The organism is Stenotrophomonas sp. SAU14A_NAIMI4_8, assembly GCF_003086695.1.
Classification (GTDB): Bacteria; Pseudomonadota; Gammaproteobacteria; order Xanthomonadales; family Xanthomonadaceae; genus Stenotrophomonas.
Map to the genome: position 1 here is coordinate 4,376,361 of NZ_CP025999.1, position 26,756 is coordinate 4,403,116.

Annotated in this window: 18 protein-coding genes and 1 riboswitch; of the genes, 4 read left to right on the plus strand and 14 right to left on the minus strand. The window is 67.5% G+C overall.

Going from position 1 to position 26,756, the window contains the following annotated elements; genetic code table 11:
* Positions 1-67: 67 nt before the first annotated feature.
* The 6 genes from C1930_RS19710 to C1930_RS19735 form a co-directional block, all read right to left on the minus strand.
* The gene (locus C1930_RS19710; protein ID WP_108754614.1) at positions 68-1,033 is read right to left on the minus strand and encodes an NAD-dependent epimerase/dehydratase family protein; all 966 of its coding nucleotides are present in this window, start codon (positions 1,031-1,033) and stop codon (positions 68-70) included.
* A gap of 49 nt (positions 1,034-1,082) precedes the next feature.
* Positions 1,083-1,808 carry a suppressor of fused domain protein gene (locus tag C1930_RS19715; protein WP_108772473.1) on the minus strand — a complete coding sequence of 242 codons (726 nt, stop codon included), beginning with the start codon at positions 1,806-1,808 and terminating at the stop codon, positions 1,083-1,085.
* A 70-nt stretch (positions 1,809-1,878) separates the two neighbouring features.
* Positions 1,879-2,799 carry a ParB/RepB/Spo0J family partition protein gene (locus C1930_RS19720; protein WP_108751359.1) on the minus strand — a complete coding sequence of 307 codons (921 nt, stop codon included), beginning with the start codon at positions 2,797-2,799 and terminating at the stop codon, positions 1,879-1,881.
* Complete coding sequence (locus C1930_RS19725) at positions 2,799-3,596, minus strand: ParA family protein (RefSeq protein WP_108754616.1); 798 nt, start codon at positions 3,594-3,596, stop codon at positions 2,799-2,801. The genes C1930_RS19720 and C1930_RS19725 overlap by 1 nt, the downstream gene beginning before the upstream one ends.
* 113 nt (positions 3,597-3,709) lie before the next feature.
* Positions 3,710-4,348, minus strand: a complete 639-nt coding sequence (rsmG, locus tag C1930_RS19730; RefSeq protein WP_108754900.1) for a 16S rRNA (guanine(527)-N(7))-methyltransferase RsmG — start codon at positions 4,346-4,348, stop codon at positions 3,710-3,712.
* Positions 4,349-4,400: 52 nt separating this feature from the next.
* A complete protein-coding gene (locus C1930_RS19735) occupies positions 4,401-5,000 on the minus strand; it encodes a 4'-phosphopantetheinyl transferase superfamily protein (RefSeq protein WP_108754617.1) in 600 nt (199 codons plus the stop codon).
* 84 nt (positions 5,001-5,084) lie between these two features.
* On the opposite strand from C1930_RS19735, the gene C1930_RS19740 reads away from it, so the two are divergent.
* Entirely contained in the window at positions 5,085-5,336 is a 252-nt protein-coding gene (locus C1930_RS19740) for a GlsB/YeaQ/YmgE family stress response membrane protein (RefSeq protein WP_108751668.1), read from the plus strand.
* Positions 5,337-5,415: 79 nt separating this feature from the next.
* On the opposite strand, the gene xth is transcribed toward C1930_RS19740, so the two are convergent.
* From xth to C1930_RS19760, 4 genes are all read right to left on the minus strand, one after another.
* Positions 5,416-6,183: an exodeoxyribonuclease III gene (gene xth, locus C1930_RS19745; RefSeq protein WP_108763246.1), complete on the minus strand. Its 768-nt coding sequence runs from the start codon at positions 6,181-6,183 to the stop codon at positions 5,416-5,418.
* A gap of 109 nt (positions 6,184-6,292) precedes the next feature.
* Positions 6,293-7,702 carry a coniferyl aldehyde dehydrogenase gene (locus C1930_RS19750; protein WP_108772474.1) on the minus strand — a complete coding sequence of 470 codons (1,410 nt, stop codon included), beginning with the start codon at positions 7,700-7,702 and terminating at the stop codon, positions 6,293-6,295.
* Between the two features lie 215 nt (positions 7,703-7,917).
* Positions 7,918-9,582: an MFS transporter gene (locus tag C1930_RS19755; RefSeq protein WP_108772475.1), complete on the minus strand. Its 1,665-nt coding sequence runs from the start codon at positions 9,580-9,582 to the stop codon at positions 7,918-7,920.
* 113 nt (positions 9,583-9,695) lie between these two features.
* Positions 9,696-11,117 carry a DcaP family trimeric outer membrane transporter gene (locus tag C1930_RS19760; protein ID WP_108754623.1) on the minus strand — a complete coding sequence of 474 codons (1,422 nt, stop codon included), beginning with the start codon at positions 11,115-11,117 and terminating at the stop codon, positions 9,696-9,698.
* 244 nt (positions 11,118-11,361) lie between these two features.
* Between C1930_RS19760 and acs the strand changes: the two genes are divergently transcribed.
* From acs to C1930_RS19775, 3 genes are all read left to right on the plus strand, one after another.
* Complete coding sequence (gene acs / locus C1930_RS19765) at positions 11,362-13,305, plus strand: acetate--CoA ligase (RefSeq protein ID WP_108757555.1); 1,944 nt, start codon at positions 11,362-11,364, stop codon at positions 13,303-13,305.
* A 152-nt stretch (positions 13,306-13,457) separates the two neighbouring features.
* On the plus strand, positions 13,458-14,123 hold the full coding sequence (locus tag C1930_RS19770) for a response regulator transcription factor (RefSeq protein WP_006477308.1): 666 nt from the start codon (positions 13,458-13,460) through the stop codon (positions 14,121-14,123).
* Between the two features lie 167 nt (positions 14,124-14,290).
* A riboswitch (yybP-ykoY riboswitch) is annotated at positions 14,291-14,380 on the plus strand.
* 89 nt (positions 14,381-14,469) lie between these two features.
* Positions 14,470-15,045 carry a manganese efflux pump MntP family protein gene (locus C1930_RS19775; protein ID WP_108757556.1) on the plus strand — a complete coding sequence of 192 codons (576 nt, stop codon included), beginning with the start codon at positions 14,470-14,472 and terminating at the stop codon, positions 15,043-15,045.
* A 68-nt stretch (positions 15,046-15,113) separates the two neighbouring features.
* Here C1930_RS19775 and C1930_RS19780 read toward each other — a convergent pair whose 3' ends face one another.
* The 4 genes from C1930_RS19780 to C1930_RS19795 all read right to left on the minus strand — a co-directional run bounded on the left by C1930_RS19780 (position 15,114) and on the right by C1930_RS19795 (position 26,659).
* Complete coding sequence (locus tag C1930_RS19780) at positions 15,114-18,569, minus strand: PAS domain-containing hybrid sensor histidine kinase/response regulator (RefSeq protein WP_108772476.1); 3,456 nt, start codon at positions 18,567-18,569, stop codon at positions 15,114-15,116.
* A 111-nt stretch (positions 18,570-18,680) separates the two neighbouring features.
* Positions 18,681-20,828 carry a S46 family peptidase gene (locus tag C1930_RS19785; RefSeq protein ID WP_108772477.1) on the minus strand — a complete coding sequence of 716 codons (2,148 nt, stop codon included), beginning with the start codon at positions 20,826-20,828 and terminating at the stop codon, positions 18,681-18,683.
* A gap of 168 nt (positions 20,829-20,996) precedes the next feature.
* Positions 20,997-24,866: a translocation/assembly module TamB domain-containing protein gene (locus tag C1930_RS19790; protein WP_108772478.1), complete on the minus strand. Its 3,870-nt coding sequence runs from the start codon at positions 24,864-24,866 to the stop codon at positions 20,997-20,999.
* Positions 24,863-26,659 (minus strand): autotransporter assembly complex family protein, encoded by a 1,797-nt coding sequence (locus C1930_RS19795; protein ID WP_108772479.1) that lies wholly within the window; start codon positions 26,657-26,659, stop codon positions 24,863-24,865. The genes C1930_RS19790 and C1930_RS19795 overlap by 4 nt, the downstream gene beginning before the upstream one ends.
* Between the last annotated feature and the right edge of the window lie 97 nt (positions 26,660-26,756).

Genomic DNA, 26,756 nt, shown 5'->3' on the forward strand with positions numbered 1-26,756 from the left:
CAAAGACCGCGCATTGTCCGCAGCCGAGGTTATCCGAAGATGAACCCGGCTGCGTGAGGAGCCTTCCTCAGGCGCGATCGCCAAAGTACTCGCGGCACCACTGCACCACCGGCGGCAGCCCCTGTTCGATCGGGGTGACCGCGTCGAAGCCGAATGCGTCATGGGCGCGCCGGGTGTCGGCCATGGTGCGCACCATGTCGCCGGGCTGCATGGGCTTGTAGACCTTCTGCGCCGGGCGCCCGGCCGCCTGTTCGATCACACCGATGAAGCGTTCCAGCTCGACCGGAGTGTGGTTGCCCAGGTTGAACACGCGGTGCGGCACCGGTTCGGTGGACGGGTGCGCGAGGGCGCCGAGGATACCGGCCACGATGTCGGAAACATGTGTGAAGTCGCGCTGCATGCGCCCTTCATTGAACACATCGATGGGGCGGCCGGCCAGCACTGCGCGGGAGAACAGCAGCGGCGCCATGTCCGGGCGGCCCCACGGGCCATACACGGTGAAGAAGCGCAGGCCGGTGGCATGCAGGCCGTACAGCTGCGCATAGGTGTAGGCCATCAGCTCGTTGGCGGCCTTGGTGGCCGCGTACAGCGAGCGCGGCTGGTCCACGCGCTGGTCTTCGGAGAACGGCGGCGTGGCCGAATCACCGTACACCGAGCTGCTGGAGGCGTACACCAGGTGCTGCACGCCCCGGTGGCGGCACAATTCCAGCATGTTGACGAAGCCGGTCAGGTTGCTGTCGACGTAGGCGTGCGGGTTTTCCAGCGAATAGCGCACGCCGGCCTGCGCGGCCAGGTGGATCACCGCGCTGGGCTGCACTTCGTCGAACAGGGCGGCCAGGCCTTCGCGGTCGGTCAGGTCCAGCGTGCGCAGGTCCAGCGTGGGGCACAGCGCGGCCACGCGGTCGCGCTTGATCTGCGGGTCGTAGTAATCGTTGAAGTTGTCCAGGCCAACCACGGCCTGGCCCTGCTCCAGCAGGGCACGGGCGGTGTAGGCACCGATGAAGCCGGCAGCGCCGGTGAGCAGGAGGGTCATGGCGGGGGCTCTACGCGCAGGAATGCAGCACAGATGTTACCCGCCTGGCTCAGGACAGGCCCAGCCGTGGCCGCGCCACGTTGAAGCGGCCGGTGTCGATGCGGTCGTCGATGCCCTTGGCCTGCAGGCGTTCGAGCAGTTCATCGGCCCCTTCCTGCAGCTTCAACGCCATCTCTTCGGGGTACAGCGGCAGCACCGCGCGGAAGGCAATCGTGCGGCCATCATCGTCCAGCAGTTCGCCAAAGGCCGGCGGCACTGTAGCCGGATACACCACCATGGCGCCGTCGAACCGCACGTCAGCCGCGTAGGGTTCGGCCGGATTGCCATGCGGCACGGTGTGCCCGGGTGCCAGCCAGGTGTCATACAGATGCGGCAGGCGTGCCAGCGTCTGCAGCAATCGCACCGGCCAGTAGAAGCGCTCGTCCTGCAGCGATTGCGCATCCAGCGGCCAGTGGGCCGGCAGGGTCAGCATCAGTTCGGCGAAATGCGGAACATCCACGCCCGGCGGCAGGTTCATCGGCAGATCGCTCATGCCCGAGGTGACCAGCTGCAGCCAGGGACGGTCGGCGGTGGGCGGTACCACGTGCACCAGCACGCGCACCGTATCGGGCAGCGCATCGTCGAACGCGCCCGCTACCGGCCCCAGGTGGCGCTCGATATAGGCACGGATCTGCGCCGTGTGCGGTTGGCCCTGTGCAGGCGAATGCACGGTGTCGCGGCGGTGCAGGTGCATGCGGCTGCCACCGGGGCTGACATCGTCGAAGTCGTTGCTCATGCACGGTTCCCTGTCAGGCCCCGGGGCACGGCGCAGGCGCGCCGTGCGCGGGGCAGAAACCCGGCCGGGCTCAGCCCTGGCGCGTACGCAGCTTTTCCAGCACGCCGTCCAGCGTATCCAGGTCGGTGTAGTGGATGATCAGCTTGCCCTTGCCGCCGCGGCCATGGTTGATGGCCACCTTGGTGCCCAGCGATTCGGACAGTTCGGTTTCCAGCGACGCGATGTCGGCCTGCTGCACCTTCGGCGTGGCCACCGGGCGGTTGCTGGGCACCTTGCCGGCGGCGAAGGCCTGCGCACGGCGCTCGACCTCGCGCACCGACCAGCCTTCGTCGGCCGCTTCCTGGGCCAGCTTGCCGGCCAGTTCCGGGGCCAGGGTCAGCAGTGCGCGGGCGTGGCCCATTTCCAGGCGGCGGGTTTCCAGCAGCAGGCGGATCGCCACCGGCAGTTCCAGCAGGCGCAGCAGGTTGGACACCGCCGCGCGCGAGCGGCCCACCGCTTCGGCGGCCTCGGCGTGGGTCAGGGTGAATTCGCTGATCAGCCGCTGCAGCGCTTCGGCTTCTTCCAGCGGATTCAGGTCTTCGCGCTGGATGTTCTCGATCAGCGCCATCGCGATGACGGTGCGGTCTTCCAGCTCGCGCACCACCACCGGCACTTCGTCCAGACCCGCCAGCTGCGAAGCGCGCCAGCGGCGTTCGCCGGCCACGATTTCGTAGTTGCCGGCCGGCAGCTGGCGCACCAGGATCGGCTGGATAACGCCCTGCGACTTGATCGAATCGGCCAGCTCGGAGAGCTTGCCTTCGTCCATCTCGCGGCGCGGCTGGTACTTGCCCGGCTGCAGCTGGCCGACAGCCAGCTTGCGCAGCACTTCACCCGGCAGCGGCTCGATGACAGCAGTGGTGGCCTGCACCTGGCTGACCGCGCCCTTCGGACCCAGCAGGGCGTCCAGGCCGCGGCCGAGGCCTCGCTTCTTGGCTGCAGGCTTGCTGGTCATCAGGCGGTCTCCACGGCCTTGGCGGCCTTGTTGCGTTCGTTGTTGCGGCGGATGATCTCGCCGGCCAGGCCCAGGTAGGCCACCCCACCGCGCGAGGCACGGTCGTAGCCGACGATGCTCTGGCCATGGCTGGGGGCTTCGGCCAGGCGCACGTTGCGCGGCACGATGGTGCGGAACACGCGATCACCGAAGTGTTCGGTCAGTTCGGCCGACACCGCGTTGGCCAGGTTGTTGCGCACGTCGAACATGGTGCGCAGCACGCCTTCGATCTCCAGCGCAGGGTTCAGGTTGGCACGCAGCGCTTCGATGGTTTCCACCAGCGCGCTCAGGCCTTCCAGTGCGTAGTACTCGCACTGCATCGGCACGATCACCGAATCGGCGGCGGCCAGTGCGTTCAGCGTGAGCAGCGACAGCGCCGGCGGGCAGTCGATCAGGATGTAGTCGTACTCATCGCGGATCGGCGCCAGCGCGCGCTTCAGGCGCTGCTCGCGCGCTTCCTGTGCCATCAGCTGGATCTCGGCTGCGGTCAGGTCGATGTTGCCCGGCAGCAGGTCGTAGCCTTCGGCGGTGGCCACGCGCACATCGGCGGCGTTGGCTTCACCCAGCAGCAGATCGTAGGTGGAGGCGACCAGTTCGCGCTTGTCCACGCCGCTGCCCATGGTCGCATTGCCCTGCGAATCGAGATCGACCAGCAGCACCCGCTTGGGTGCGTTGGCCAGGGAAGCGGCCAGGTTGACGGCGGTCGTGGTCTTGCCGACGCCACCCTTCTGGTTGGCGATGGCGATGATGCGGGCCATGCAGGTGTGCCTCGTCGACGGATGGTTGGGACCGGTCATTATGCGTACAACCGGCCCCGGGCGGAAATCGTGGATCGCCAACCCGTTGTTGCACAAGGGGTCGACGAGCGGGTTCAAGGGCCGGTAACGGTGACCAGATGGCGTTCGCCGGCCAGGCCGGGCACGCTCAGCGGGGTCACCTCGCGCACCTGCCAGCCGGCCGGCAGTGCGGCGATCTCGTCATGCGGGTAGACCCCCTTCATGGCCAGCAGCACGCCGCCGGGGCGCAGCAGGTGCCCGCCCACGCGGACGATGCCGGCCAGGGTGTCCATGGCGCGCGCGGTCAGCTGGTCGTAGGCGCCGGCCTCGTCCAGCGCCTCGGCGCGCGACTCGGCCACGCGGGCATTGGCCAGGCCCAGCTGGCGCACGGCTTCGCGCATGAAGCGCGCCTTCTTGCCGTTGCTTTCCACCAGGGTGACCTGCAGGCCCGGGCAGGCGATGGCCAGCGGGATGCCGGGCAGGCCGGGGCCGGTGCCCAGGTCGGCCAGGCTGCCATCGGCCACGAACGGCTGCATGGCCAGCGAATCGAGCAGGTGGCGGGTGACCATCTCCTGCGGGTCGCGGATGGCGGTCAGGTTGTAGGTGCCGTTCCAGCGGTGCAGCAGGGCCAGGTAGCGCAGCAGCGGCGGCGCCAGGTCGGCCGCCAGGCCCATGCTGGCCAGGCCCTGTTCCAGCGTGGCAACCACGCCGGCGGGAAGATCATGTTCGCTCATGCCGCCATTATCGCCGGTTTTGCCCGCCGGTTCGCCGCTTCACTGCGCGGCATCAATCGGCATGCCAGGCCAACGCGGCGCGGAACTGGCCGCTGGCCTGCCATTCGTGCAGGTGCCAGCGCTCGGCCTGGCCCAGCTCGGCATCGCAGGCCAGCAGGTGCAGGGCGCCATCGCGGCCGGGGGCCAGGCGCAGGCGGTGCAGGCCGAAGGAAATGCCCTGCCCGTGCGCCTTCAGGATCGCCTCCTTGGCGCACCAGACGCGGAAGAACCAGTGTTCGCGCTCGGCCACGGACAACCCCTCCAGCCAGGCCACCTCGTCCGGGTGGAAGAAGCGCTGCACGATTTCCAGCAGCCGCGGGCGCGGGCGCAGCAGTTCCAGGTCCACCCCCAGGCGCACGCCCTCGCCCAGCGCCACCAGCAGCACCTCGCCGCTGTGGCTCCAGCCGGTGCCGTAGTGGGCCAGCGCACCGGCCAGCTCGGGCCGGCCCTTGTCATCACGCACCAGCGGCAACGCCTCCGGTTCGACCCCCAGCGCCTGCGCCAGCACCTGCCGCGCCTGCGGTTCACCCCGCTGGCCGGGCACATGTGGGCGCCGCCAGACGGTCACCGGGCCGAACCGCCAGGGGCCGTCCAGGGTGGCCGGCAGGCTCATCCGCACGCCCCCGTCACGGGATTGCACGACGGGTTCACGGCGCTGCGCGTCAACTGGGCGCGTTCCCTTCCGGAGGTCACGTACATGGGCATCATCATCTGGCTGATCGTGGGCGGCGTGGTGGGCTGGCTGGCCAGCCTCATCATGCGACGCGACGCCCAGCAGGGCATCATCCTCAACATCGTGGTCGGCATCGTCGGCGCGTTGATTGCCGGCTGGTTGTTCGGCGGCGGCATCAACGAAGCGATTACGATCCGCACGTTCCTGTTCTCGCTGATCGGCGCGGTGATCCTGCTGGCCATCGTCAACCTGTTCACCCGCAAGAGCATACGGTGATCCGAGGGGTAGCGCCGGGCCATGCCCGGCGCCTCCCTGCCGCCGCTGCGCTCGCCGGGCATGGCCCGGCGCTACCGTTTCAACCCAATTCCACCCACGCCGGGGCGTGGTCGCTGGGGCGTTCCCAGGTACGCGGCTCGCGGTCGATGCCCGCGGCCACCGCACTGCCCTTCAGCGCATCGGACACCAGGGTCAGATCGATGCGCAGGCCCAGGTTGCGGCGGAAGCCAGCCGCACGGTAATCCCACCAGCTGAACACACCGGCCTCGTCGTTGTGCAGGCGGAAGCCATCGTGCAGGCCCAGCTGCAGCAGCTTGTTCAGCGCGCCGCGCTCGGCGGTGGAGGTGAGGATGTGGTTTTCGTTCCACACCTCCGGGTCGTGCACGTCGCGCGCGTCCGGGGCGATGTTGAAGTCGCCCATCACGATCAGCTTCGGGTGGCGCTGCAGCTCCTGCGCGATCCAGGCATGCACGGCTTCCAGCCAGCGCAGCTTGTAGTCGTACTTGTCGGTGCCGATGTCCTGGCCGTTGACCACGTACAGGTTGATCACCCGCAGATCACCGAAGGTGCCGGCGATGACGCGCTTCTGCTCGTCCTCGAAACCGGGAATGCCGATCTGCACGTCCTGCGCCGGCTCACGCGACAGCAGGGCCACGCCGTTGTAGGTCTTCTGGCCAGCAAACACGCTGCGGTAGCCCGCGGCGATCAGCGCCGCATCGGGGAACTTGTGGTCCTCCAGCTTGGTTTCCTGGATACCGACGATGTCCGGGCCGAAGTCCTTGAGCCACTGCTCCAGGTGCGGCAGGCGGACATTGAGCGAATTGACGTTCCACGAGGCGATTTTCATGGGGGCATTCTACCCGGCCCTGCTTTGGTAGGCGCCAAACCCGCGTGCCAACCAAGGTTGGCACCTACCGGAACGCGGCCCCGTCGGTAGAGCCACGCCATGCGTGGCTTCACCGCAACAGGAACCTCAACAACCCCGCAATCTTCGAATACGGCGGCCGCAGCCGGTCGCTGGCCGCCCAGCGTGACTGCCACAGCACCGGCAGCCGCTTGCTCATGGCGTCGAACCCAGCCCGCCCGTGGTACGCGCCCATGCCACTGGCCCCCACTCCGCCAAACGGCAGGCCGTCGGCGGCGAAATGCAGCAGCGTGTCATTCACCGTCACCCCGCCGGCCACCACCTGGTCGAGGATGCGCTCCACCGTCGCACGGTCCTGGCTGAAGGGGTACAGCGCCAGCGGGCGATCCCGCGACAGCACATCGGCCAGCGCCGCATCCAGGTCCGGGTAGGCCCGCACCGGCAGGATCGGGCCGAAGATCTCCTCGCGCATCAGGTCCAGGTCATCCGGCGGGTCCAGCACCACCGTGGGCACCAGCAGGCGCTCGCGGTCGGCGCGCGTGGCATCCACCTGGGCCAACGGAATGACCGGCACGCCGCGCTCGCGGGCCTGCGCCAGATAGCCCTGCAGGCGCTGGTACTGGCCCTCGTTGATGATGCGCGTGTAGTCATCGGCATCGGCGAAATCCCCGTAGCGCGCGCGCACCTGTTGCTGCAGCGCCTGCACGAACTCGCGCTGGCGCACGGTATCGATCAGCACGTAATCGGGCGCGATGCAGGTCTGGCCGGCGTTGAACCACTTGCCGGTGGCCAGCCGCGCGGCGGCTTTGTCCAGCGGGAAATCGCGGCAGACAATGGCCGGTGATTTGCCACCCAATTCCAGCGTGAGCGGCACCAGGTGCTCGGCTGCGGCCGCCATTACCTTGCGGCCGACGGCGGTTGAGCCGGTGAACACCAGATGGTCCAGCGGCAGCGAGGACACGGCTGCAGCCACATCCGCACCACCCTGCACCACCGCCACGCGATCGGGCGGAAACACGCTGGCCAGCAGATCGGCCAGGAACGCGCTGGTGCGCGGCGTGTGTTCGGAGGGTTTGAGCAGCACGTGGTTGCCCGCCGCGATGGCCGTGGCCAGCGGCACCAGGGCCAGGGTGACCGGGTAGTTCCAGGGCGAAATCACCCCGACCACGCCCAGCGGTGTCGGCCGCAGCTGCGCACGCGCCGGCCACAGCCGCCAGCCGGCGCCCACCCGCTGCGGCTTCGACCAGCGCCGCAGGTGGCGGCGCAGGTGGTCGATGGCCGACAGCACGCTCATGCCATCGGCCAGCTTCGATTCGACATGGGCACGGTGGCCGAAGTCTTCGGCGATGGCCGCAGCCATTTCATCCAGGCGCGCCTTCAGTGCTTCGCGCAGGCGGCGAAGGTCGGCCTCGCGCTGGTCCAGCGAAGGGCGCCGGGCCTGCCAGGCGCTGCGCAGGGTGTGCAGGAGGGCGGGAAGGTCGGCCGGGGCGGTGGTGGTCATGGGCCGACTATACGGGGTGCCGCGCCATTCACTGGGGTCAGATCCCTTTCGCATGCGAAAGGGATCTGACCCCGGGCGTGCCGAACGCTGTCTTTTCGCGTCTGCGGATTTTGTGCCGCGCGTTGCGCGGTCGCCGAGCATGGCTCGGCGCTACCGGGAAACGAAAAGGCCGTGGTCTGCACCACGGCCTCTCCTCTATCCGATGATCACCATTCCTACTTGGTGATGTCCACGTCCTTGGTCTCACGCAGGAACAAGCCGCCGATCACCACCGACATCAGCGCGATGATGATGGGGTACCACAGGCCGTAGTACAGGTTGCCGGTACCGGCCACCAGCGCGAAGGAGATCGCCGGCAGGAAGCCACCGAACCAGCCGTTGCCGATGTGGTACGGCAGCGACATCGAGGTGTAGCGGATGCGGGTCGGGAACAGTTCCACCAGGTAGGCGGCGATCGGGCCGTAGACCATGGTCACGTACAGCACCAGCAGCCACAGCATGAAGATCGTGCCGGCGTAGTTGATGCGCGAACCATCGGCCTTGGCCGGGTAGCCGGCGGTGGTCAGCGCGCCCTTCAGTTCGGCACCGAACGCATCGGCCTTGGCTTTGCCTTCTTCCTTGGTCAGGCCGGCCGCCTCATACGAGGTGACGCTGGCACTACCCACGTTCACCATCGCCAGCGAACCGGCAGCGGCGGGCTGCACGTCGTACGGCACACCGGCCTTGGTCAGCGCGGCGGTCGCCACGTCGCAGGAGCTGGTGAACTTGCGCAGGCCCACCGGATCGAACTGGAACGAGCAGGTGTTCGGATCGGCAACCACGAGTGCCGGCGAGCTGCTGCGGGCTTCTTCGATGGCCGGGTTGGCGAAGTGGGTCAGGCCCTTGAAGATCGGGATGTAGGTGACGGCGGCCAGCAGGCAGCCGGCCAGGATGATCTTCTTGCGGCCGATACGGTCGGACAGCCAGCCGAAGAAGATGAAGAACGGCACGCCCAGCGCCAGCGCGGCGGCAATCAGCAGGTAAGAGGTGGTGGCATCGACCTTCAGCATGCTGCTCAGGAAGAACAGCGCGTAGAACTGGCCGCCGTACCAGACCACGGCCTGGCCGGCCGCGGCACCCAGCAGCACCAGCAGCATCAACTTCAGGTTGCCGCCCTTCAGGCTGTCACGGAACGGGGTCTTGGAACCCTTGCCTTCGGACTTCATCTGCTGGAACAGCGGCGATTCGCTCAGCTGCAGGCGGATCCACACCGAAACGCCCAGCAGCAGGATCGACACCAGGAACGGAATGCGCCAGCCCCAGGCTTCGAAGGCTTCGTTGCCCAGGAAGTAGCGGCAGGCCAGGATGATCAGCAGCGACATGAACAGACCCAGCGTGGCGGTGCACTGGATGAAGCTGGTGTACAGGCCGCGCTTGTCGTCCGGCGCGTGCTCGGCCACGTAGGTGGCGGCACCGCCGTATTCACCGCCCATCGCCAGGCCCTGGGCCAGGCGCAGGATGATCAGGATCACCGGTGCGGCGAAGCCGATCGAGGCGTAGTTGGGCAGCACGCCGACCAGGAAGGTCGAGATGCCCATGATCAGGATGGTGACCAGGAAGGTGTACTTGCGGCCGATGCGGTCGCCAAGGCTGCCGAAGAAGGCCGCGCCGAACGGTCGCACGAAGAAGCCTGCGGCAAAGGCCAACAGAGCGAAGATCATGCCGGTGGTTTCATTCACGCCACTGAAGAACTGCTTGGCGATGATCGCGGCGAGGGAGCCGTACAGGAAGAAGTCATACCACTCGAAGACCGTGCCAAGGCTCGATGCGAAGATGACCTTCTTGTGGCCTTTGGTCAGGCTGCCCGCGGCGTCGTGCGCGGTGCTGGGTGTACTGGACATGAGACGTTTTCCCCTTTGTAGGTGCCGACCGAGGGTCGGCACTCATTCTCGGTAGGTGCCAACCTTGGTCGGCACCGTGTTCTGGTAGGTGCCGACCGTTGGTCGGCACGCCGTTAGAAGCTGTATTTCGTGGTGAACTGCACGCGGTTGATATCGCCCTTGCGCCCGTCTTCGATCTCGCGCACGCCGTACATGTACTCGGCACCGATATCGACCTTGGGCATCGGCGTGTAGAAGATGTTGCCGCGGATGCTCTGCACGCTCTTGGTCACCAGCGGGCCCAGGCTGCCATCGTTGTCGTAGTCACTGCGCGCGTAGATCAGGTTGGTGCGCAGCTTCGGGGTGAACGCATGCCGCCAGCCCACGTAGCCGGCAAGCACGCCAGTCGGGTTCAGTTCGTCACGTGCCACGTCGTAAGCGGTATCGGCGGTCACACCCAGACCGATGTAGCGCGCAATGCCTTCACCACCGGTCAGCTGGTAATGCAGCGAATCGTTGCCGCCCATCACCCACTTGCCGCCCACGGTCAGGCCGCCGCCCACCTTGTCCGCCTTGGCCCCGGTGGCCTGGTTGTCGACCTTCAGCTGGCGCACGATGCCACCCACGCCGAAGGTGCCCCAGTCGCCCTTCCAGCCATAGCGCAGGGTCAGATCGGGCAGGCTGCCGCGGTCGGAGTTGGCGCTGGCGTTGGTCCAGGCCCCGGTCACCGGGTTGCGGGTGCCGGTCAAGGTGGTGGTTTCCGGGTTTTCCAGCGCCACGCTGAAGCCGCCGTTGGTGTAACGCACCTGCGCCTGCCGCACGAAGATCACACCGTCGGTGGGACCGACGAAATCGACCGCTTCAGGCAGCGCTGCGGCGTCCATGAAGTTGGACCAGGTCTGGCCGGCCAACCAGTTGTTCCAGTACATGTAGGCATGGCGCAGGGTCACGCCGTAGGTGTTGGTGGCGGTCTGGTTGCCCAGCGAGTTGCCGAAGAAATCCATCTCGAACAGCGCGCCGGACTTGTTGCCCGATTCGCTGACGTTGTCGATGCCGATGTTGAAGCGCGAGAACTTGGCGTGGGCGTTGTAGTCCACGTCCGAGCGCTTGCCGCTGCCGCCGGCGCCGGCCACCGGGGTCTGGCCCGGCAGGTACAGCGCGCGGCCGGTGGCATCGTCAGCCAACTGGCCATCGCCGGTCTGGGTGGCCAGGAAGTCGGCCTTGATGAAGCCGCCGATCTTGACCGTGGTGCCCGGCGCCGCCCCGGGGGTGATGGTGGTGACCTGGATCGGCTGCTTGCCCGCGGGCACGGCCGGCTTCTGCTCGGCCTGCACGGTGCGGACTTCGGTGACCGCCTGCTGGGTCTGCACGATCTGGGTCTGTTGCTGCTGCTGCGATGACAGCAGCGCCTGGACCTGGCGTTCCAGCTCGGCAACGCGCGCTTCCAGTGCTTTCTCTTTGGCGGTTTCTGCAAACGCCATGCCCGGTGCGACCAGGGCGACCAGCAAGCAGGCCGCCAAAGGTTTGCGCACGGCTTTCAACGTACGGTGGCTCATGTTGCCCTCTCTCCCAAGTGGCAAGGTGATGCCGCGCGTGGGGCACGGTCGAGCCGAGACTGCGGGGGGTTTATGTATAGCGGTATTCGCCATTGGTCGAAGCCGGGCTGCTACGGGCCGGTCTTTCGACCAAGGTCTAAGCGCGGCGATAACGCGGGCGGGGGTGGATGGGGCAAACTGAGGGGGAACGGCCGCTGCGATGCTGCGGACGCACATGAAAAGTCAACGTGCAAGTGAGGGTGCCATGGCTGATATCTACCCCGTCGATCCGCAGTTCGCCGCCAAGGCACGCATCGACAAGAAGTCCTACGAACAGCAGTACCAGGCGTCGGTGTCCGATCCGGATGCCTTCTGGGGCAAGGCCGCGCAGCGGCTGGACTGGATGCGTGCGCCGACGAAGATCCGCAACGTCAGCTACGACCTGGCCGATTTCCACATCAAGTGGTTCGAAGATGGCGAGCTCAACGCCAGCGTGAACTGCCTGGATCGCCAGCTCGAGAAGCGCGGCGACAAGACCGCGTTGCTGTTCGAACCGGACAGCCCGGATGCACCGGCCCAGCACGTGACCTATCGCGAGCTGTACGAGCGCACCTGTCGCCTGGGCAACGCGCTGCGCAACCTGGGCGTGAAGAAGGGCGACCGGGTCACCATCTACCTGCCGATGATCGTCGATGCCGCGGTGGCCATGCTGGCCTGCGCACGTATCGGTGCGATCCACTCGGTGGTGTTCGGTGGCTTCGCTCCGAACTCGATTGCCGACCGGGTGAGCGATTGCCAGAGCAAGCTGATCATCACCGCCGACGAAGGCCTGCGCGGCGGCCGCAAGGTGCCGCTGAAGGCCAACGTGGATGCCGCGCTGAAACTGCCGGGCACCAACACGGTGGAAACCGTGCTGGTGGTGCGCCACACCGGCGGTGCGGTGGACATGCAGGCCCCGCGCGACCGCTGGTTCCATGACGTGGTGGACAGCCAGCCGTCCACCTGCGAACCGGAGCGCATGAACGCGGAAGATCCGCTGTTCATCCTCTACACCTCCGGCTCCACCGGCAAGCCCAAGGGTGTGCTGCACACCACCGGCGGCTACCTGCTGTACGCGGCCTACACCCACGAAGCGGTGTTCGACCTGCGCGAGGACGACATCTACTGGTGCACCGCCGACGTCGGCTGGGTCACCGGCCACAGCTACATCGTGTACGGCCCGCTGGCCAACGGCGCAACTTCGCTGATGTTCGAAGGCGTGCCGAACTACCCGGACACCTCGCGCTTCTGGAACGTGATCGACAAGCACAAGGTGTCGATCTTCTACACCGCCCCCACCGCCATCCGTGCGCTGATGCGCGAGGGCGAGGAGCCGGTGAAGAAGACCTCGCGTGCCTCGCTGCGCCTGCTTGGCAGTGTTGGCGAACCTATCAATCCGGAGGCCTGGCGCTGGTACTACGAAGTGGTGGGTGACAGCCGTTGCCCGATCGTCGATACCTGGTGGCAGACCGAAACCGGCGGCATCCTGATTTCGCCGCTGGCCGGCGCGATGGATCTGAAGCCGGGTTCGGCCACCCTGCCCTTCTTCGGCGTACAGCCGGCGCTGGTCAATGCCGATGGCGAGATCCAGGACGGCCCGACCGAGGGCAACCTGATCATCCGTGATTCCTGGCCGGGCCAGATGCGCACGGTGTATGGCGACCACCAGCGCTTCATCGACACGTATTTCCGCACCTATCCGGGCAGCTATTTCACCGGTGACGGCTGCCGCCGCGACGAGGATGGCTACTACTGGATCACCGGCCGCGTGGACGATGTGATCAACGTGTCCGGCCATCGCATCGGCACCGCCGAAGTGGAAAGCGCGCTGGTCTCGCACCCGAAGGTGGCAGAGGCGGCCGTGGTCGGCTTCCCGCACGACGTGAAGGGCCAGGGCATCTATGCCTATGTGACCCTGGTGGCCGAAGAGGCCCCCAGCGACGAGCTGCAGAAAGAGCTGGTCGCCTGGGTGCGCAAGGAAATCGGCCCCATCGCCACGCCGGACCACCTGCAGTGGGCGCCGGGCCTGCCGAAGACGCGCTCGGGCAAGATCATGCGCCGCATCCTGCGCAAGATCGCCGAGAATGCACCTGACCAGCTTGGCGACACCTCGACCCTGGCCGATCCCTCGGTCGTGGCCTCGCTGGTGGACGAGCGCAAGGTGCGCTGATGCATCACCCGGGGTCAGATCCCGGGGTCGGATCCCTTTCCGCAAGGAAAGGGCTCTGACCCCAGCAGATTCCGGCCGCCACGGGGTCAGAGCCCGTCCCTGACGGAACGGGATCTGACCCCGAACAGTTTCCCCCACGGTTCCCCCCGACCATGACCACCCTTCTGATTGCCGATGACCATCCCCTGTTCCGCGAAGCCCTGCGTGGGGCGGTGCAGCGGGTCATCCCCGGCGTGCAGTTGTTCGAGGCCGACAGCGTGGAAGCGCTGTACGCACTGGCCGACCAGCACAACGATGCCGACCTGGTCCTGATGGACCTGAACATGCCCGGTGCGCAGGGCTTCAATGCGCTCGTACACATGCGGTCGCTGCACCCGCACCTGCCAGTGGTGGTGGTGTCGGCACGCGAAGAGGCGACGGTGATGCGCCGTGCGCTGGACCACGGCGCGCTGGGCTTCATTCCCAAGTCGGCCGACTCGGACACCATCGGCCATGCGCTGGGCACCATCCTGGATGGCGAAACCTGGGCGCCGCCGGAAGCGCACAACGTGCCGCCCACCGGCAGCGAGGAACGCGAAGTCGGCCAGCGCCTGCGCGAACTGACACCGCAGCAGTTCCGCGTACTGCAGATGCTGGGCGCCGGTCGCTTGAACAAGCAGATCGCCTACGACCTCAATGTCTCTGAAGCGACCATCAAGGCGCACGTGACCGCGATCCTGCGCAAGCTGGGCGTGACCAACCGCACCCAGGCCGTGCTGATGGCCGGCAAGCTGGCCATCGACGACGACGCCATCGTGCTGCCGCCGGAAGAAGACTGACCCTCGCCGGGCATGGCCCGGCGCTACCTTGACCACCCTGGTGGGTGCCAAGCTTGCTTGGCACGCTTCTGCTTCGCCTCGATATAGCCTGCGCTATACAAACCAGCCCTGCCTGCGCGTTTGCCTGGAAATGCGCCACGCGCGGATCGCGGTGCTAAGCTTCGCGTCCCCTTGGGGAGTAGCCGGATTCCTTCGCAGGAATCGTCCACGTCAACATACTCGGCCAGTGCGCCGTGGCGTGGACAACCATGATGGTTGGCGAGACCAGCGGCCCGCGTGCGCAATCTCAGGTTGGGCGCGAACGCGAGCCGTGCGTCCGTCCTTGCCCGACCTTCAGTTGCCGCCCATGTCTCCTGTTTCGATCCTCCTGATCGGCTTTGCCATGTCCACCGATGCCTTCGCTGCGGCGATCGGCAAGGGTGCGGCCATGCGCAGGCCGGTGTTCCGCGATGCACTGCGCGCCGGCATCATCTTCGGTGTCATCGAGGCGATCACGCCCATCATCGGCTGGCTGCTCGGTCGCGCCGCCCTGCGGTACGTGGAAGCCTTCGACCACTGGATCGCGTTCGGCCTGCTGCTGGCACTGGGCGTGCACATGATCATCAACGGTGTGCGCCCGGACGGCGATGACGAGGAGGAAGACTCCTCGCAGCACCACGGCTTCTGGAAGCTGGCGCTGACCGGTTTCGCCACCAGCATCGACGCCATGGCGGTGGGCATCGGCCTGGCCTTCATGGACGTGCATATCGGCGTGATGGCAGCCGTGATCGGCCTGTGCACGCTGACCATGGTCACCGCCGGCATCATGCTCGGCCGTGCGCTGGGCAGCATGGTCGGCAAGCGCGCCGAGATCATCGGCGGCGTGATCCTGATCATCATCGGTTCGACGATCCTGTACGAGCACCTGCACGGCGTGGCATAACGCGTTGGCTATCGTTGCCGCCGGGCGTGGCCCGGCGAAATCGATGCGCATCCACGCATGGCGTGGATCTACGGTGACGTTCCTGCATCGCGCAGCGCGCCCAGGAAGGCGCGCAGCGAGGCAGGCTTGATCGGCTTGGTCAGCACGCGGTAGCCGCGTTCGCGGGCCATCCGCTTCAACTCGTCACGACCATCGGCGGTCAGCAACGCGCCCGGCAATGCATAGCCGGCCGCGTCGCGCAGCGCCACCAGGGCATCCAGGCCATCCATGCGGTCATGCAGGTGGTAATCCACCAGCATCACCTGCGGTCGCTCGACAATCCGTTCCAGTGCCTGGTCCACGGTGGAGGCGGTGATCACCTGCACCTGCCAGCGACCCAGCAACGCGCGCATGCCGTCCAGGATCTCCTCGTCGTTGTCCACGCACAGCACGCGCAGGCCGGCCAGCGAATCGCTGCGCACCGCCGGTGCGGCTGCGGTGACCACAGCCGCCGGCTCGGTGTAGCCCGGCAACGGTGCCACCCGCGGCAGGATGATCGAGAACATCGAGCCACTGCCGACCCGGCTGCGGGCATTCAAGCGATGGTCGAGCAGACGCGAGATGCGCTGGCAGATCGACAGGCCCAGGCCCAACCCCTGCTCACCCCAGTCGAACGGCTGCTGGTAACGGTGGAATTCGTCGAAGATCTGCCGCATGTGGTGCTCAGGAATGCCTGGCCCGGTGTCCCACACCTGCAGTTCCACTTCATCGCCGCGCTGGCGCACGGCCAGCACGATGCGGCCCTGGCGGGTGTAGCGCAGCGCATTGGCCAGGAAGTTCTGCAGCACGCGCCGCAGCAGTCGACGATCGCTGCGCACCCAGGTGGTGCGCGCGAACAGGTCCAGGCGCAGGCCGCGGCCCGCAGCCACCGGGGTGTACTGCGCCGCCAGCTCGCGCATCAGCGCGCTCACGTCGAACTCGCCGATGACCGGGTGCAGGCCACCGGCATCCAGCCGCGACACGTCCAGCAGGCCATCCAGCAGTTCTTCGGCCGCGCGCAACGACGCATCCACGCGTTCGGCCAGGTGCTTCTGCTCATCGCTCACGTGGTCGCTGTCACGCAGTGCCGAAGCGAACAGGCGCGCCGCGTTCAGCGGCTGCAGCACGTCATGGCTGATCGCCGCCAGGAAGCGCGTCTTCGACTGCTGCGCCACCTCGGCTTCATGCGAGCGCTCGGCCACGCGCTGTTCCAGCGTTTCGTTGGCTTCCAGCAGCGCCTTTTCCGCGTGCTTGTAATCGGTAATGTCGTTGTAGCTGGTCACGTAACCGCCGCCGGGCAGCGCCTGGCCACGCATCTCGATCACCTTGCCATCGCTGCGGGTGCGCTCGAACACGTGCGGCGAACCGGCGCGCATGTAGCCGATGCGGCGGTTGATCTGCACTTCGATATCGCCTTCGCCCAGCTCGCCGCGTTCGGCGTTGTAGCGGATCAGGTCGGCCACCGGGCGGCCGACGTAGAGCATGCCGTCGGGATAGCCGAACATGTCCTGGTAACGGCGGTTCCAGGCGGTCAGGCGCATGTCCGGGTCGACCACGCTGACGCCGGCGCTGATGTTTTCCAGCGTGGTAGAAAGAATCTCGCGGTTGAAGCGCAGCTCCTGCCCGGCTTCATCCAGCACCGCCACCACTTCGCCCAGGTCCATGCCCGAACCGCGCAGCAGGCTGGTCAGCAGCAGGCGTGCGGAGGCCGCACCGATGGAGGCGGCCAGCAGACGCTCGGTGAACTGCACCCACGGCCGGTCGGCCGGTGCCGAGGACTGCAGTTCGCGACCCAGCGACTGCGCCTGTTCGAAGAACGAGCGCTGCGCATGGCGCTCGCCCACCACGCGCGAGGCCAGCGCCAGCAGGTCGCCCACGTGCACATGGCCGGGCCAGCCACCGGCGACCGACGGCCGTTCTGCGTAGGGGTCCAGGAAGGGGGCCGCACGCAGGCGCTCGTCCACGCCGGGGCGCCAGCGCGCGGACACCAGCATCATCGTCGCCGCGTTCACCAGCAGCGACCAGAACGTGCCGTGGGTGAGCGGGTCCCAGCCGGTCATGCCGAACAACTGCTGCGGGCGCAGCCAGTCGATACCGAACGGCCCGTGCTGCACCCACGCCGCATCCACCCAGCCGGCCAGGGTCATCGCCGGCAGCAGCAGGGTGTACAGCCAGGTGGCAAAGCCCAGCAGCATGCCGGCTTCCACGCCGCGGCGGCTGGCGCCACGCCAGTACAGGCCGCCGATCAGGCCCGGCGCGAACTGCGCCACCGCCGCGAATGCCATCAGGCCGTAGGACGCCAGGGTGCTGTCGTTGCTGCTGCTGCGGTAGTAGCTGTACGCCATCAACGCCAGCAGCAGGATCGCCAAACGGCGGATCCACAGCACGCGCGAGGCCACGTCGGCCGCTTCCTGGTGGTCGCCACTGCGGCGCAGCAGCACCGGCATCACCAGGTCGTTGCTGACCATGGTGGCCAGGGCGATGGACGAGACGATGACCATGCCGGTGGCCGCCGAGAAACCGCCGACGTAGGCGATCAGGGCCAGCGCGTTGCGCCCCTCGGCCAGCGGCAGCGCCAGCACCATGGCATCGTCGGCCACGCTGCCGCCGGTGCCGAACAGGCTGACGCCGGCGGTGGCGATCGGCAGCACCATGGCCGAGATCAGCACCAGGTAGCCACCGAACATCCAGCGCGCGCGACGCACGTCGCGCACGTCGCCGCACTCCACCACCGCCACATGGAACTGGCGCGGCAGGCAGATGATGGCCAGGAAACTGAGCAGGGTCTGCGAAATGAAGCCCACCGGCGGCAGGCCGGTGAACAATGTATGCACCGAGGCAACCACCGCTTCGCTGCGGTCGCTCAGCCACAGGTAGGCGAACACGCCCACCGCCAGCATCGCGCACAGCTTGATGACCGATTCGAAGGCAATGGCCAGCATCATGCCGTGGTGGTGCTCGGTGGCATCGACCTGGCGGGTGCCGAACAGGGTGGCGAACAGGGCCATCAACAGCGCCACGTACAGCGCCGGATCCGTGAAGAAGCCGGTGGGGCCGCTGTTGCCGGTCAGCACCTGCAGGCTCATGGCCACGGCCTTGTACTGCAGGGCCAGGTACGGAACGATGCCGATCAGGGCGATGATCGCCACCAGCGCGGCCAGCCGCCGCGAGCGGCCGAAGCGCGAGGATATGAAATCGGCGATGGACACCACGTTCTGGCTGCGTGCGATCAGCGCCAGCCGCTCGATGATGCGCCAGCCGAACAGCAGCAGCAGCAACGGGCCGATGTAGATCGGCAGGTAGCCCACGCCGTTGCGCACGGCGGTGCCCACGGCACCGTAGAAAGTCCACGACGAACAGTAGACGGCCAGCGCCAGGCTGTAGACCACCGGCCGCAGCCACGGGCGGTCGGGGTACATGGGCCGTCGGTCACCCCACCACGCCACGCCGAACAGCAGCGCGGCATAGGCAACCGAGACCAGCAGCAGGATCCAGCTGGAGACCACGCGTGCGTTTCCGTCAGGACAGGGGCCAGTAGATCACGACCGTTGGTCGTGAGGGTAGGTCATGGCGGCAGGTGCCCACCAGCAGGGGTGGGCACCTGCCAGGTACCGACGTTATTGGGCCGGCACGCCCATTTCCTCCAGCAGCGCCGGCGCCGGGTAGACCTTGGCCAGCAGCCAGCGCAGGTAGCGCATGTCCACGTGCACGGCGCGCTTGTAGCGCGGGTCGAACCACCAGCTGGCGCTGACCGATTCCCAGTTGCTGTCGAAGTTCAGGCCGATCAGTTCGCCCTTGGCGTTGAGCACCGGCGAACCGGAATTGCCACCGGTGGTATCCAGGTTGGTCAGGAAGTTGACCGTCTGGGTCTTCAGCGCCGGGTCGGCGGTGCTGCCGAAATCGCCCTTGGCGATGGCCGCCAGCAGCGGCTTGGGCGCGTCGAAGGGATAGGCGTTGGTGTTCTTTTCGACGATGCCGGCCACGGTGGTCACCGGCGAATAGGTCACGCCATCACGCGGGTGTAGTGCCTCCACCTTGCCGTAGCTGATGCGCAGGGTGCGGTTGGCATCGGGGTAGACGGCGCGGCCCTGCTTGGCCCGCCAGGCGAACAGCGCCTGCATGTAGGCCGGGCGCAGGCGCAGCTGTTCGCCCTCGCGGGTCTTGCTTTCGTTCTCGATGCGCAGCTGCGCGGCCACCAGCGGGCCGGCCACGGCAATCAACGGATCGGCCGCCAGGGCCTTGCCTTCGCGGGCGGCGGCGAAGCGGCTCAGGCGCTGTGCCTCGTCACCCAGCTGGGTGCTGGCGTACAGCGTATCCAAGGCCTTGGCCAGCTGTTCGGGGGTGCGCCCGAAGGCGGCATCGAATTCAGCCACGCGCTGCGCGTCCGGCAGCTGCTGGTAGCGGGCCAGCAGGCTGCTCAGCAGGGCCTTCTCGACCTCCGGCGCATAGCGGCGCTGCACCTGCTTGAGCACGCCTTCGATCATCGCCTGGTCGCGCTGCTGGAAGCCGGTCTCGCGCTGCGCATCGGGCTTGGCCGATTCAATGCGCAGGCGCTCCAGCAGCAGCGCCGAACGCAGCAGCTGGGTCTGCAGGGCCATCTGGTCCAGCAGCAGGTCCCGCTCGCCTACCGCTGCACCCTGCGACAGGTTGCCCAGCAGGGCCTTGATATCGCCCTGGTAGCGGCGGTCGGTGGCGGCCAGCATGGCCGATTCGTCGGCGGCGCGCTGGGCCTTGGCATCGCTGCGCAGCAGACCTTCCAGCTCGCCGGCGGCGCGCTTGCGGTTGTTCTTCAGCGACTGCAGCTGCGAGGCGTAGCGGGTGCGCGCCTGCGCATCCTTGGCCGTGGCCGCTTCGATCGTGTCGATCATCTGCTGGAACACCGACACCCGGCGCGGCAGCACGGTATCGATCTGGCCGGCGAACTCGGCCGCCGTGCGGTGGCGGTAGGTGATGCCCGGGTAGCCGGCCAGCATCGCGTAATCGCCTTCCTTCGGGCCTTCCAGCGACATCTGCAGGTGTGCCGGCGCCTGGTAGGGCACGTTGTCCTTGCTGTACGGGGCCGGCTTGCCGTCCTTGCCCACGTAGGCACGCAGCAGGGTGAAATCGCCGGTGTGGCGCGGCCACATGAAGTTGTCGATCTCATCGCCGTAGTTGCCGATCGCGCGCGGCGGTGCGTACACCAGGCGCACGTCGCTCAGCTCCAGCTGGGCGATGCGGTAGAAATCGGTGCCGTAGTACATGTTGGCCACCGAGCAGCGCACGTTGCCGGTCTTCTCGCACTCGGCCACGATCTGCTTGCTGGCCGCATCCACCGCGTCGAAGTAAGCACGGCCGGTCTTGCCACGGGCCTGGGCCAGCACCTGGTCGGTCACCTTGTCGAACCCGACGGTCACCAGCACGCGGAAATCCGGGTTGGCCGGGCGCTCGTCGGCGCGGCCCTGGGCGATGAAGCCGTTGTCGATCAGGTTGTGCTCGGGCGAGCTGTTGTACTGGATCACGCCCATCGCCACGTGGTGGTTGGTCAGCAGCAGGCCATCGGCCGACACGAACGAACCGGTGCCACCGCCAGCACGCACCACGGCGCTCAGCGGCGGCGCGGTCACGTTGGCCAGGTCGGCCGGATCGCCCTTGAAACCGGCCGCCTGCAGCGGCTTGGCCAGGTCGGGCAGCTGGGTCGGCATCCACATGCCTTCGTCGGCGTGGGCACCGGCGGCCAGGGTCAGGCCCAGGGCCAGGGCAGCGGGAAGGGTTTTGCGGGCAGACATCGGCACTCCGGCAATACAGAACAGCCGGGGACCATAGCCGCTGGGGCAGGCCGGGGCAACGGCCGATGGTTGGGTGGCGGCGTTGCACCCGGGGTCAGAGCCCTTTCGTTGAAAGGGATCTGACCCCCGGCATGGCGTGGCGCCGGTGCAGCCACGCATGGCGTGGCTCTACTTCTCCCGGCGCCAGTTCAGCGAGCCGCGGTTTTCCACCGTGCTCGATTCCACTTCCACGTCGAAGCCGCGGCTGAGCAGGTATTTCAGCGTCAGCACCGAACCGCTGCCGACCATCGATACGCCGTAGCCCACGTACAGCTTGGGCGAAATGTACTTGCCAAAACCAATCACCGAACCGCCCAGCGCGCGCGACTGGCTGACCCCGGCATCGTCCAGGCCCAGCTTGGCACCCAGCTGCGAGGCCAGCAGGCCGCTGCCGGCCGACAGCGCGGCCGAGGCGGCGGTGACCTGCTGGGTCTGGTCGCTGCTGGCATTGGTCAGGCTGCGGCCCAGCACCAGGTAGGCCAGGGCTTCGGACTGCGACATGGCCGGATCGGACCAGACATCGGCACGGGGTTGCTGGGCGCGCCCGGTCACATCGATGCCCGCGGTGACATCGCCAATGCGGCGCTCGGCGCGGATGTTGATGCGCGGGTCGGACACCGCGTTGTAGTTCCAGTTGAGGTTGCCGCGGGTGATGGTCAGGTCCTGGCCATAGGCCTTGTAGCGGCCACTGACTTCCAGGCCGCCATTGGCGGTCATCTCGCGGCCCGGCCGCGCCCACACCTGCATCTTGCCGGTCAGCGCGCCCTTCAGGCCGAACCCGGTCATCTTCACCTTGTCGCCCAGGCTGACCGTCAGGTCCATGTCCAGCGGCGAGGTGCGCGATTCCTCCGGATCGGCCGGGTCCAGCACCACCACGTCTTCGGACACCGACGTGCCGCGGTCCAGGCGTTCCAGGTCGATGTCGGCCTCGGGCACGTGCACCGTACCGCGCAGTTCCATCGCGGCCTTGGCCAGGGTGAAATCGAGGTTCGGGTTGGCAATGATGCGCAGTTCGCTGGTGTTGGACACCAGCACGTTCTCGCCATGGATCTTCAGCTGCAGCGGCTGCGCATCGCCGAACCAGGACAGACCGCCGTCCACGTACAGCGTGCCCTGCCCCGAATTGGCCTGCGCGGTGATCTTGGCCGAGCCATCGGGCTGGGCGATGAAGCTGCCCTTGCCCTGGTCGAGGGTCAGGCCCAGCGCCGGGAATTCACCCTTGAAGTTGCTCAGCTGCGCGTCGCCGCCCAGCGACGGCTGGCCACGCGTGCCGCGCAGGCTCACGTGGCCTTCGATCAGGCCGGTGGGGCGCACGATGTCCGGCGAGAACAGCTCCAGCCAGTACAGCCGCGACATGTTCAGGTACAGCTCGCCGTTCAACGGCGCGCTGGCCTCCCAGCCGGTCTGGAACTTCGCATCGACGAAGCCGTTGCCCTGGAAGCCCAGGCCCAGGTAGCCCTTGATGCTGGCCGGGGTCATGTCCAGCTTCACCGAGAACTGGTCGTAGCGCGCCAGCTCACCGCGGTTGGCATTGGCGCCGGTGCCGGTGTTGCGGTTCTCGCCCAGGCGCACGCCACCTTCCGGCGAGCGCACTTCCACGTGGCCCTCCCAGGCATTGCCGCGTGGGCGGATCTGCGCATCCAGGGTCAGTTCGCCACGCAGGTAGATGCGGCGCCCCGACTGCGGGGGCAACCACGGCTGCACCAGCGACAGCGGCAAGGCATCACCGCGCACCACCAGCCCTTCGCGCGGCCAGTTGGCCTGCGCGCACAGGGCGCCGCCGGTGGCCGCGGCCAGGCAGGTATCGGCCAGCGTGTAGGTGCCGCCGTTCACCGCGAAGGCGGCCGGTGCACGCAACGCCCAGGCATCGCCCTTCACCGGCGCGATGCGCAGGGTGGACAGTTCACCGCGCCATTGCTCGCCCTGCTGGCGCACGCTGCCCTGCAGGTCGATCGCGCCCAGTTCGTTGTGGGTCTGCGCGCTCAGGCGCAGGTTGGACACGCTGCCCTGCGCGTCGACGGCCAGGCGTTCCAGCAGCATGCCGGCGTTGACCTGCTGGCCCTGGATCGACAGGCGGCCGGCGTCGCCGCGCCACGGCAGGTTGCCCTGGATGCTCAGGCTCTGCGCGCCGTAGCCGTCCCAGTTGATGTTGTTGCCCACCAGATCGGCACGGATGTCCGGCGCATCGCGCGGGCCGGTCACCTGCACCTGGCCGCGCAGGCCGCCATCGGCGCCGGGCAGCAGATCGCTCAACTGCAGCGGCTCGAAGCGCGCATCGATATCCAGGCGGTCGCCCACCTTGCCCTTGGCGGTGACCCGGCTGCTGCCGATCGCCAGGGCCAGTTCGCCCTGGCCCTGTGCGCCCTGCAGCGCGAACTTGCCCTTGGCATCCACATTGCGCTGGCGCAGGGTGCCCTTCAGTGCAGGCAGATCGACGGTGGCTTCCAGGGTGGGCGCCGTACCCGCGGCAGCGCTGGCCGGCGGCGGCACCTGGCGGCCCTTCGAGGCAAGGTTGCCCGACAGCCGACCGTCCCAGCCCGGCAGGAAGTAGCCCGGATCGAAGTCCTTCAGGCTGGCCTTGGCATCCCAGTCCAACTGCGGTGCCCAGGCCACCTGGCCTTCCACCTGCAACTGGCCACCGGGGGTCTGCGCCACCAGTTCGCGGATCGAAGCGGACTGGTCGTTGCCGCGCACATCGAAGCGCAGGTCGGCACGCTTCTGCTCGCGCTCGATCTGCGCACGGCCAATGGCCGCCCATGCCTTCAGCGTGCCGGCCAGGCCGAAGCGCGCTTCCTGCAGGGTGACCGGCACCGGCGCACTGCCGGCGGTGTTCGGGTCGGGCTCGGGCACCCAGGTCAGGTTCCGCGCGATCACCGAGAAATTCAGGGTCTGCTGATCCGGGTTGCTGAAATCGGCGGTGCCCTGCAGGCGCGCTTCACCGCCCAGGCCCTTCACCACCAGCGGCGACACCTTCAGCACCTGGTTTTGCAGCGACACCACCGACGGCGCCAGCTCCACTTCCTGCGCCCCCTGCTTCAGTTTCCCGTGCAGGTTGGCCTGGCCGCCCTTGCCGGCGGCGGTGAAATCCAGCGACAGCGGTGCGATGGCCGATGCGGCCAGCGCCGGCGACAGCAGCGCCAGATCAAGCTCATCGCTGCGCACGCTGGCGCTCCAGGTCGGATCGGTGCGGCCATCGAACACCAGCATGGCCCGCAACGGCTTGGGCGCGCGGCCGGCCACGCCCACTTCCATGTGCGCCAGGTTGCCGCGCGCGACCAGGCCCAGGGTGGCGGCGGTGCGACCGCGCGGGGCCGGCAGCACGGCGGTCACGGTCACGTCGGTGTCGTAATCCTTGGCCGGAATGTAGCGCCCCTGGGCAGTGAAATCGCCCATGTCGCTGTCCACCACCAGCTGCCGGGCCTGGAATTCGCCATTGGCGATCTCGATGCCGCCGCGCACGCGGGCGATGTCGATCAGCGGCTCGTTGGCCTGGGTGATGCGGAAGCCGTCGATGGCGATCACATCGGCCTGGATGGCCAGCGGCATCTCGATCTGCGGCAGCGAATCGGGCCACGACGGCATCTCGAACGGCTCATCGCTCTTGGCCAGGTTCAAGGTCGCGTTGGTCAGCTCCAGCCGGTCCAGCAGCAGCTTGCGGCCCAGCAGCGGGCGCAGGTCCGGTTCCAGGTGCGCACGCTCGGCGTGGAAATGGATGTCGTCGTAGCGGAAATCGACGTTGTACAGGGTCAGTGGGCCGGCGACCGGGCCATCCACCTTGTCCCAGGTGAAGCTGGCGCCGACCGGCAGCCGCGCCACCACCTGTGCCAGCAGCACGTCGCGGCCGGCCACGGTCTGCAGCAGCCAGTAGACCGCCAGCAGGGCCAGCAGCACCAGGCCCAGCACGCCCACCCCCGACCACGCCCAGAAACGGCGGCGACGGTAGAAACGCACGCGCGGCGGCGGGCTGCCCGCAGGCGGATTCGGCGTGGGCGCGCTCACAGGTCCGCTCCGATGTTCAGGTACAGCTGGAACTGTGAATCCGGATTGTTCAGGCCGTGCGCGATATCCACGCGCACCGGGCCCACCGGCGATTTCCAGCGCACGCCGAAGCCGACGCCGGTGTGCAGGTCAATGGTGTTGTCGAACGCACTGCCGGTGTCGACAAATACCGCCGCACCCCACGGGCCGCCGTTGAAATAGTGCTCGTACTCGGCCGAGCCGATCACCAGGTTCTTCGCACCCAGCGCGTATTTGTCCGGCGCCGGCGTGCGGGGGCCGACTTCGCGGAACGCATAGCCACGGATGCTGCGGTCGCCACCGGCGAAGAAGCGCAGGCTGGGCGGCATGGCCACCAGGTCGCTGGTCCAGGTGGTGCCACCTTCGCCGCGCAGGATCAGGCGGTTGCTTTCACCGATGGGGATGTACCAGCGCAGCAGCAGGTTGGCCTGCACGAAACTGGTGTCCGAGCCCGCACCCTCCACGCCGCCGCGCAGGGTGGCGCTGCCACTCACGCCGCTGCGCGGGAACAGTTCATCGTCCACGTTCACGTAGTCGGCCACCAGCTGCGGATAGACCAGCGTGGAGGTGTTGTACACCGCGTCGGTGAACTCGGTGCTTGAGGCGTAGCGCCAGCGCTCGCGCAGCGCGTTGATCGAGGCGATGGCCGTCCAGTGTTCGTTGATCTCACCACTGCGGCTGGCGATCAGCTTGAAGTTGCGCAGATCAATGTAGTCGGTCTGCTCGTCATACGCGCTGGCGGTCAGCCCATACCAGCCATCCAGCCACTTGAACGCCGGTACGCGGTAGGTGCTGACCAGGCTCTTGCGCTTCTGCGCATAGTCCAGCTGGGTGTTCATCTTGTGGCCGCGGCTGTTCAGGAACCGCCGCTCCACGCCGCCGCGCACACCGGCGCCACTTTCACTGCCGTAGCTCAGACCAGCGGTGTAGATGGTGCGCTTGGCACGGGTCAGCTTCACGTCGATCGGCACTTCGCCGTTGTCGTCGGCCTGGTCCGGCCGCGGCTGGATGTCGATCACGCTGAAGTAGTCCAGCTTGGTCAGCGATTCGCGCAGGCGGTCCAGCTTCCCTTCGTGGAAGTAGCTGCCCTGTTCCCAGTACACCAGCGGGTCGAACAGCTTGTCGACGAAGTAATCCTGCTCGAAGCGCACCGGGCCCATGTTGTAGCGGCGGCCGCTGTCCCAGGTCAGGTCGATGTCGGCGGCGTTCTCGGCGCGGGTGATCTGCACCTGGCGCTGGGTGTAGTCGGCATCGAAATAGCCGCGCTCGGCCAGGCGCCGGGTCACGGTGATCTTGCTGGCTTCGTACTGGGTATGTTCGAAGCGCTGGCCCTTGCGCGGCTTGAACGCGGCCAGGTCATCCTGCAGGTACTGGTCGTAGGTGGCCGGGCCGGTGATGTCGATGTGCTCGCGGCGCACGGTCACCGGCGGGCCCTTTTCCACGTGGATCACCACCCGCAGGTGTTCGTCCTGGCGTGGCGCCTCCACGGTGATCACCGGGTTGTAGTAACCAAAGGGTTCCAGTGCCTGGCGGGTCTGCCGCTCGGCCTGCGACAGCAGGTATTCCAGGCGCGATTCGCCCTGTTCCTTGCCGATGGTTTCATAGAGCGACAGCGAGACCTCGATGTTCTCGATCATCTCGGCGTCGTCGCCCTTGTCCAATCCCTTGATTTCCACCTTGTCGATGGTGCCGCGCGCGTGGGCGGACGAGGCCACGGCGAAGGACAGGAGCACCAGGGGCAGGGCGTAGTTCTTTGGCTGCATGCGGCACAGCATACCGACCGCGCGTGACGATGCGAAATGCAGCGCGCGAATCGGGATCGGTTGTTAAGTGGCAGTCAAAATGCGCGCCTTTGTGCGCATCATCGGCACG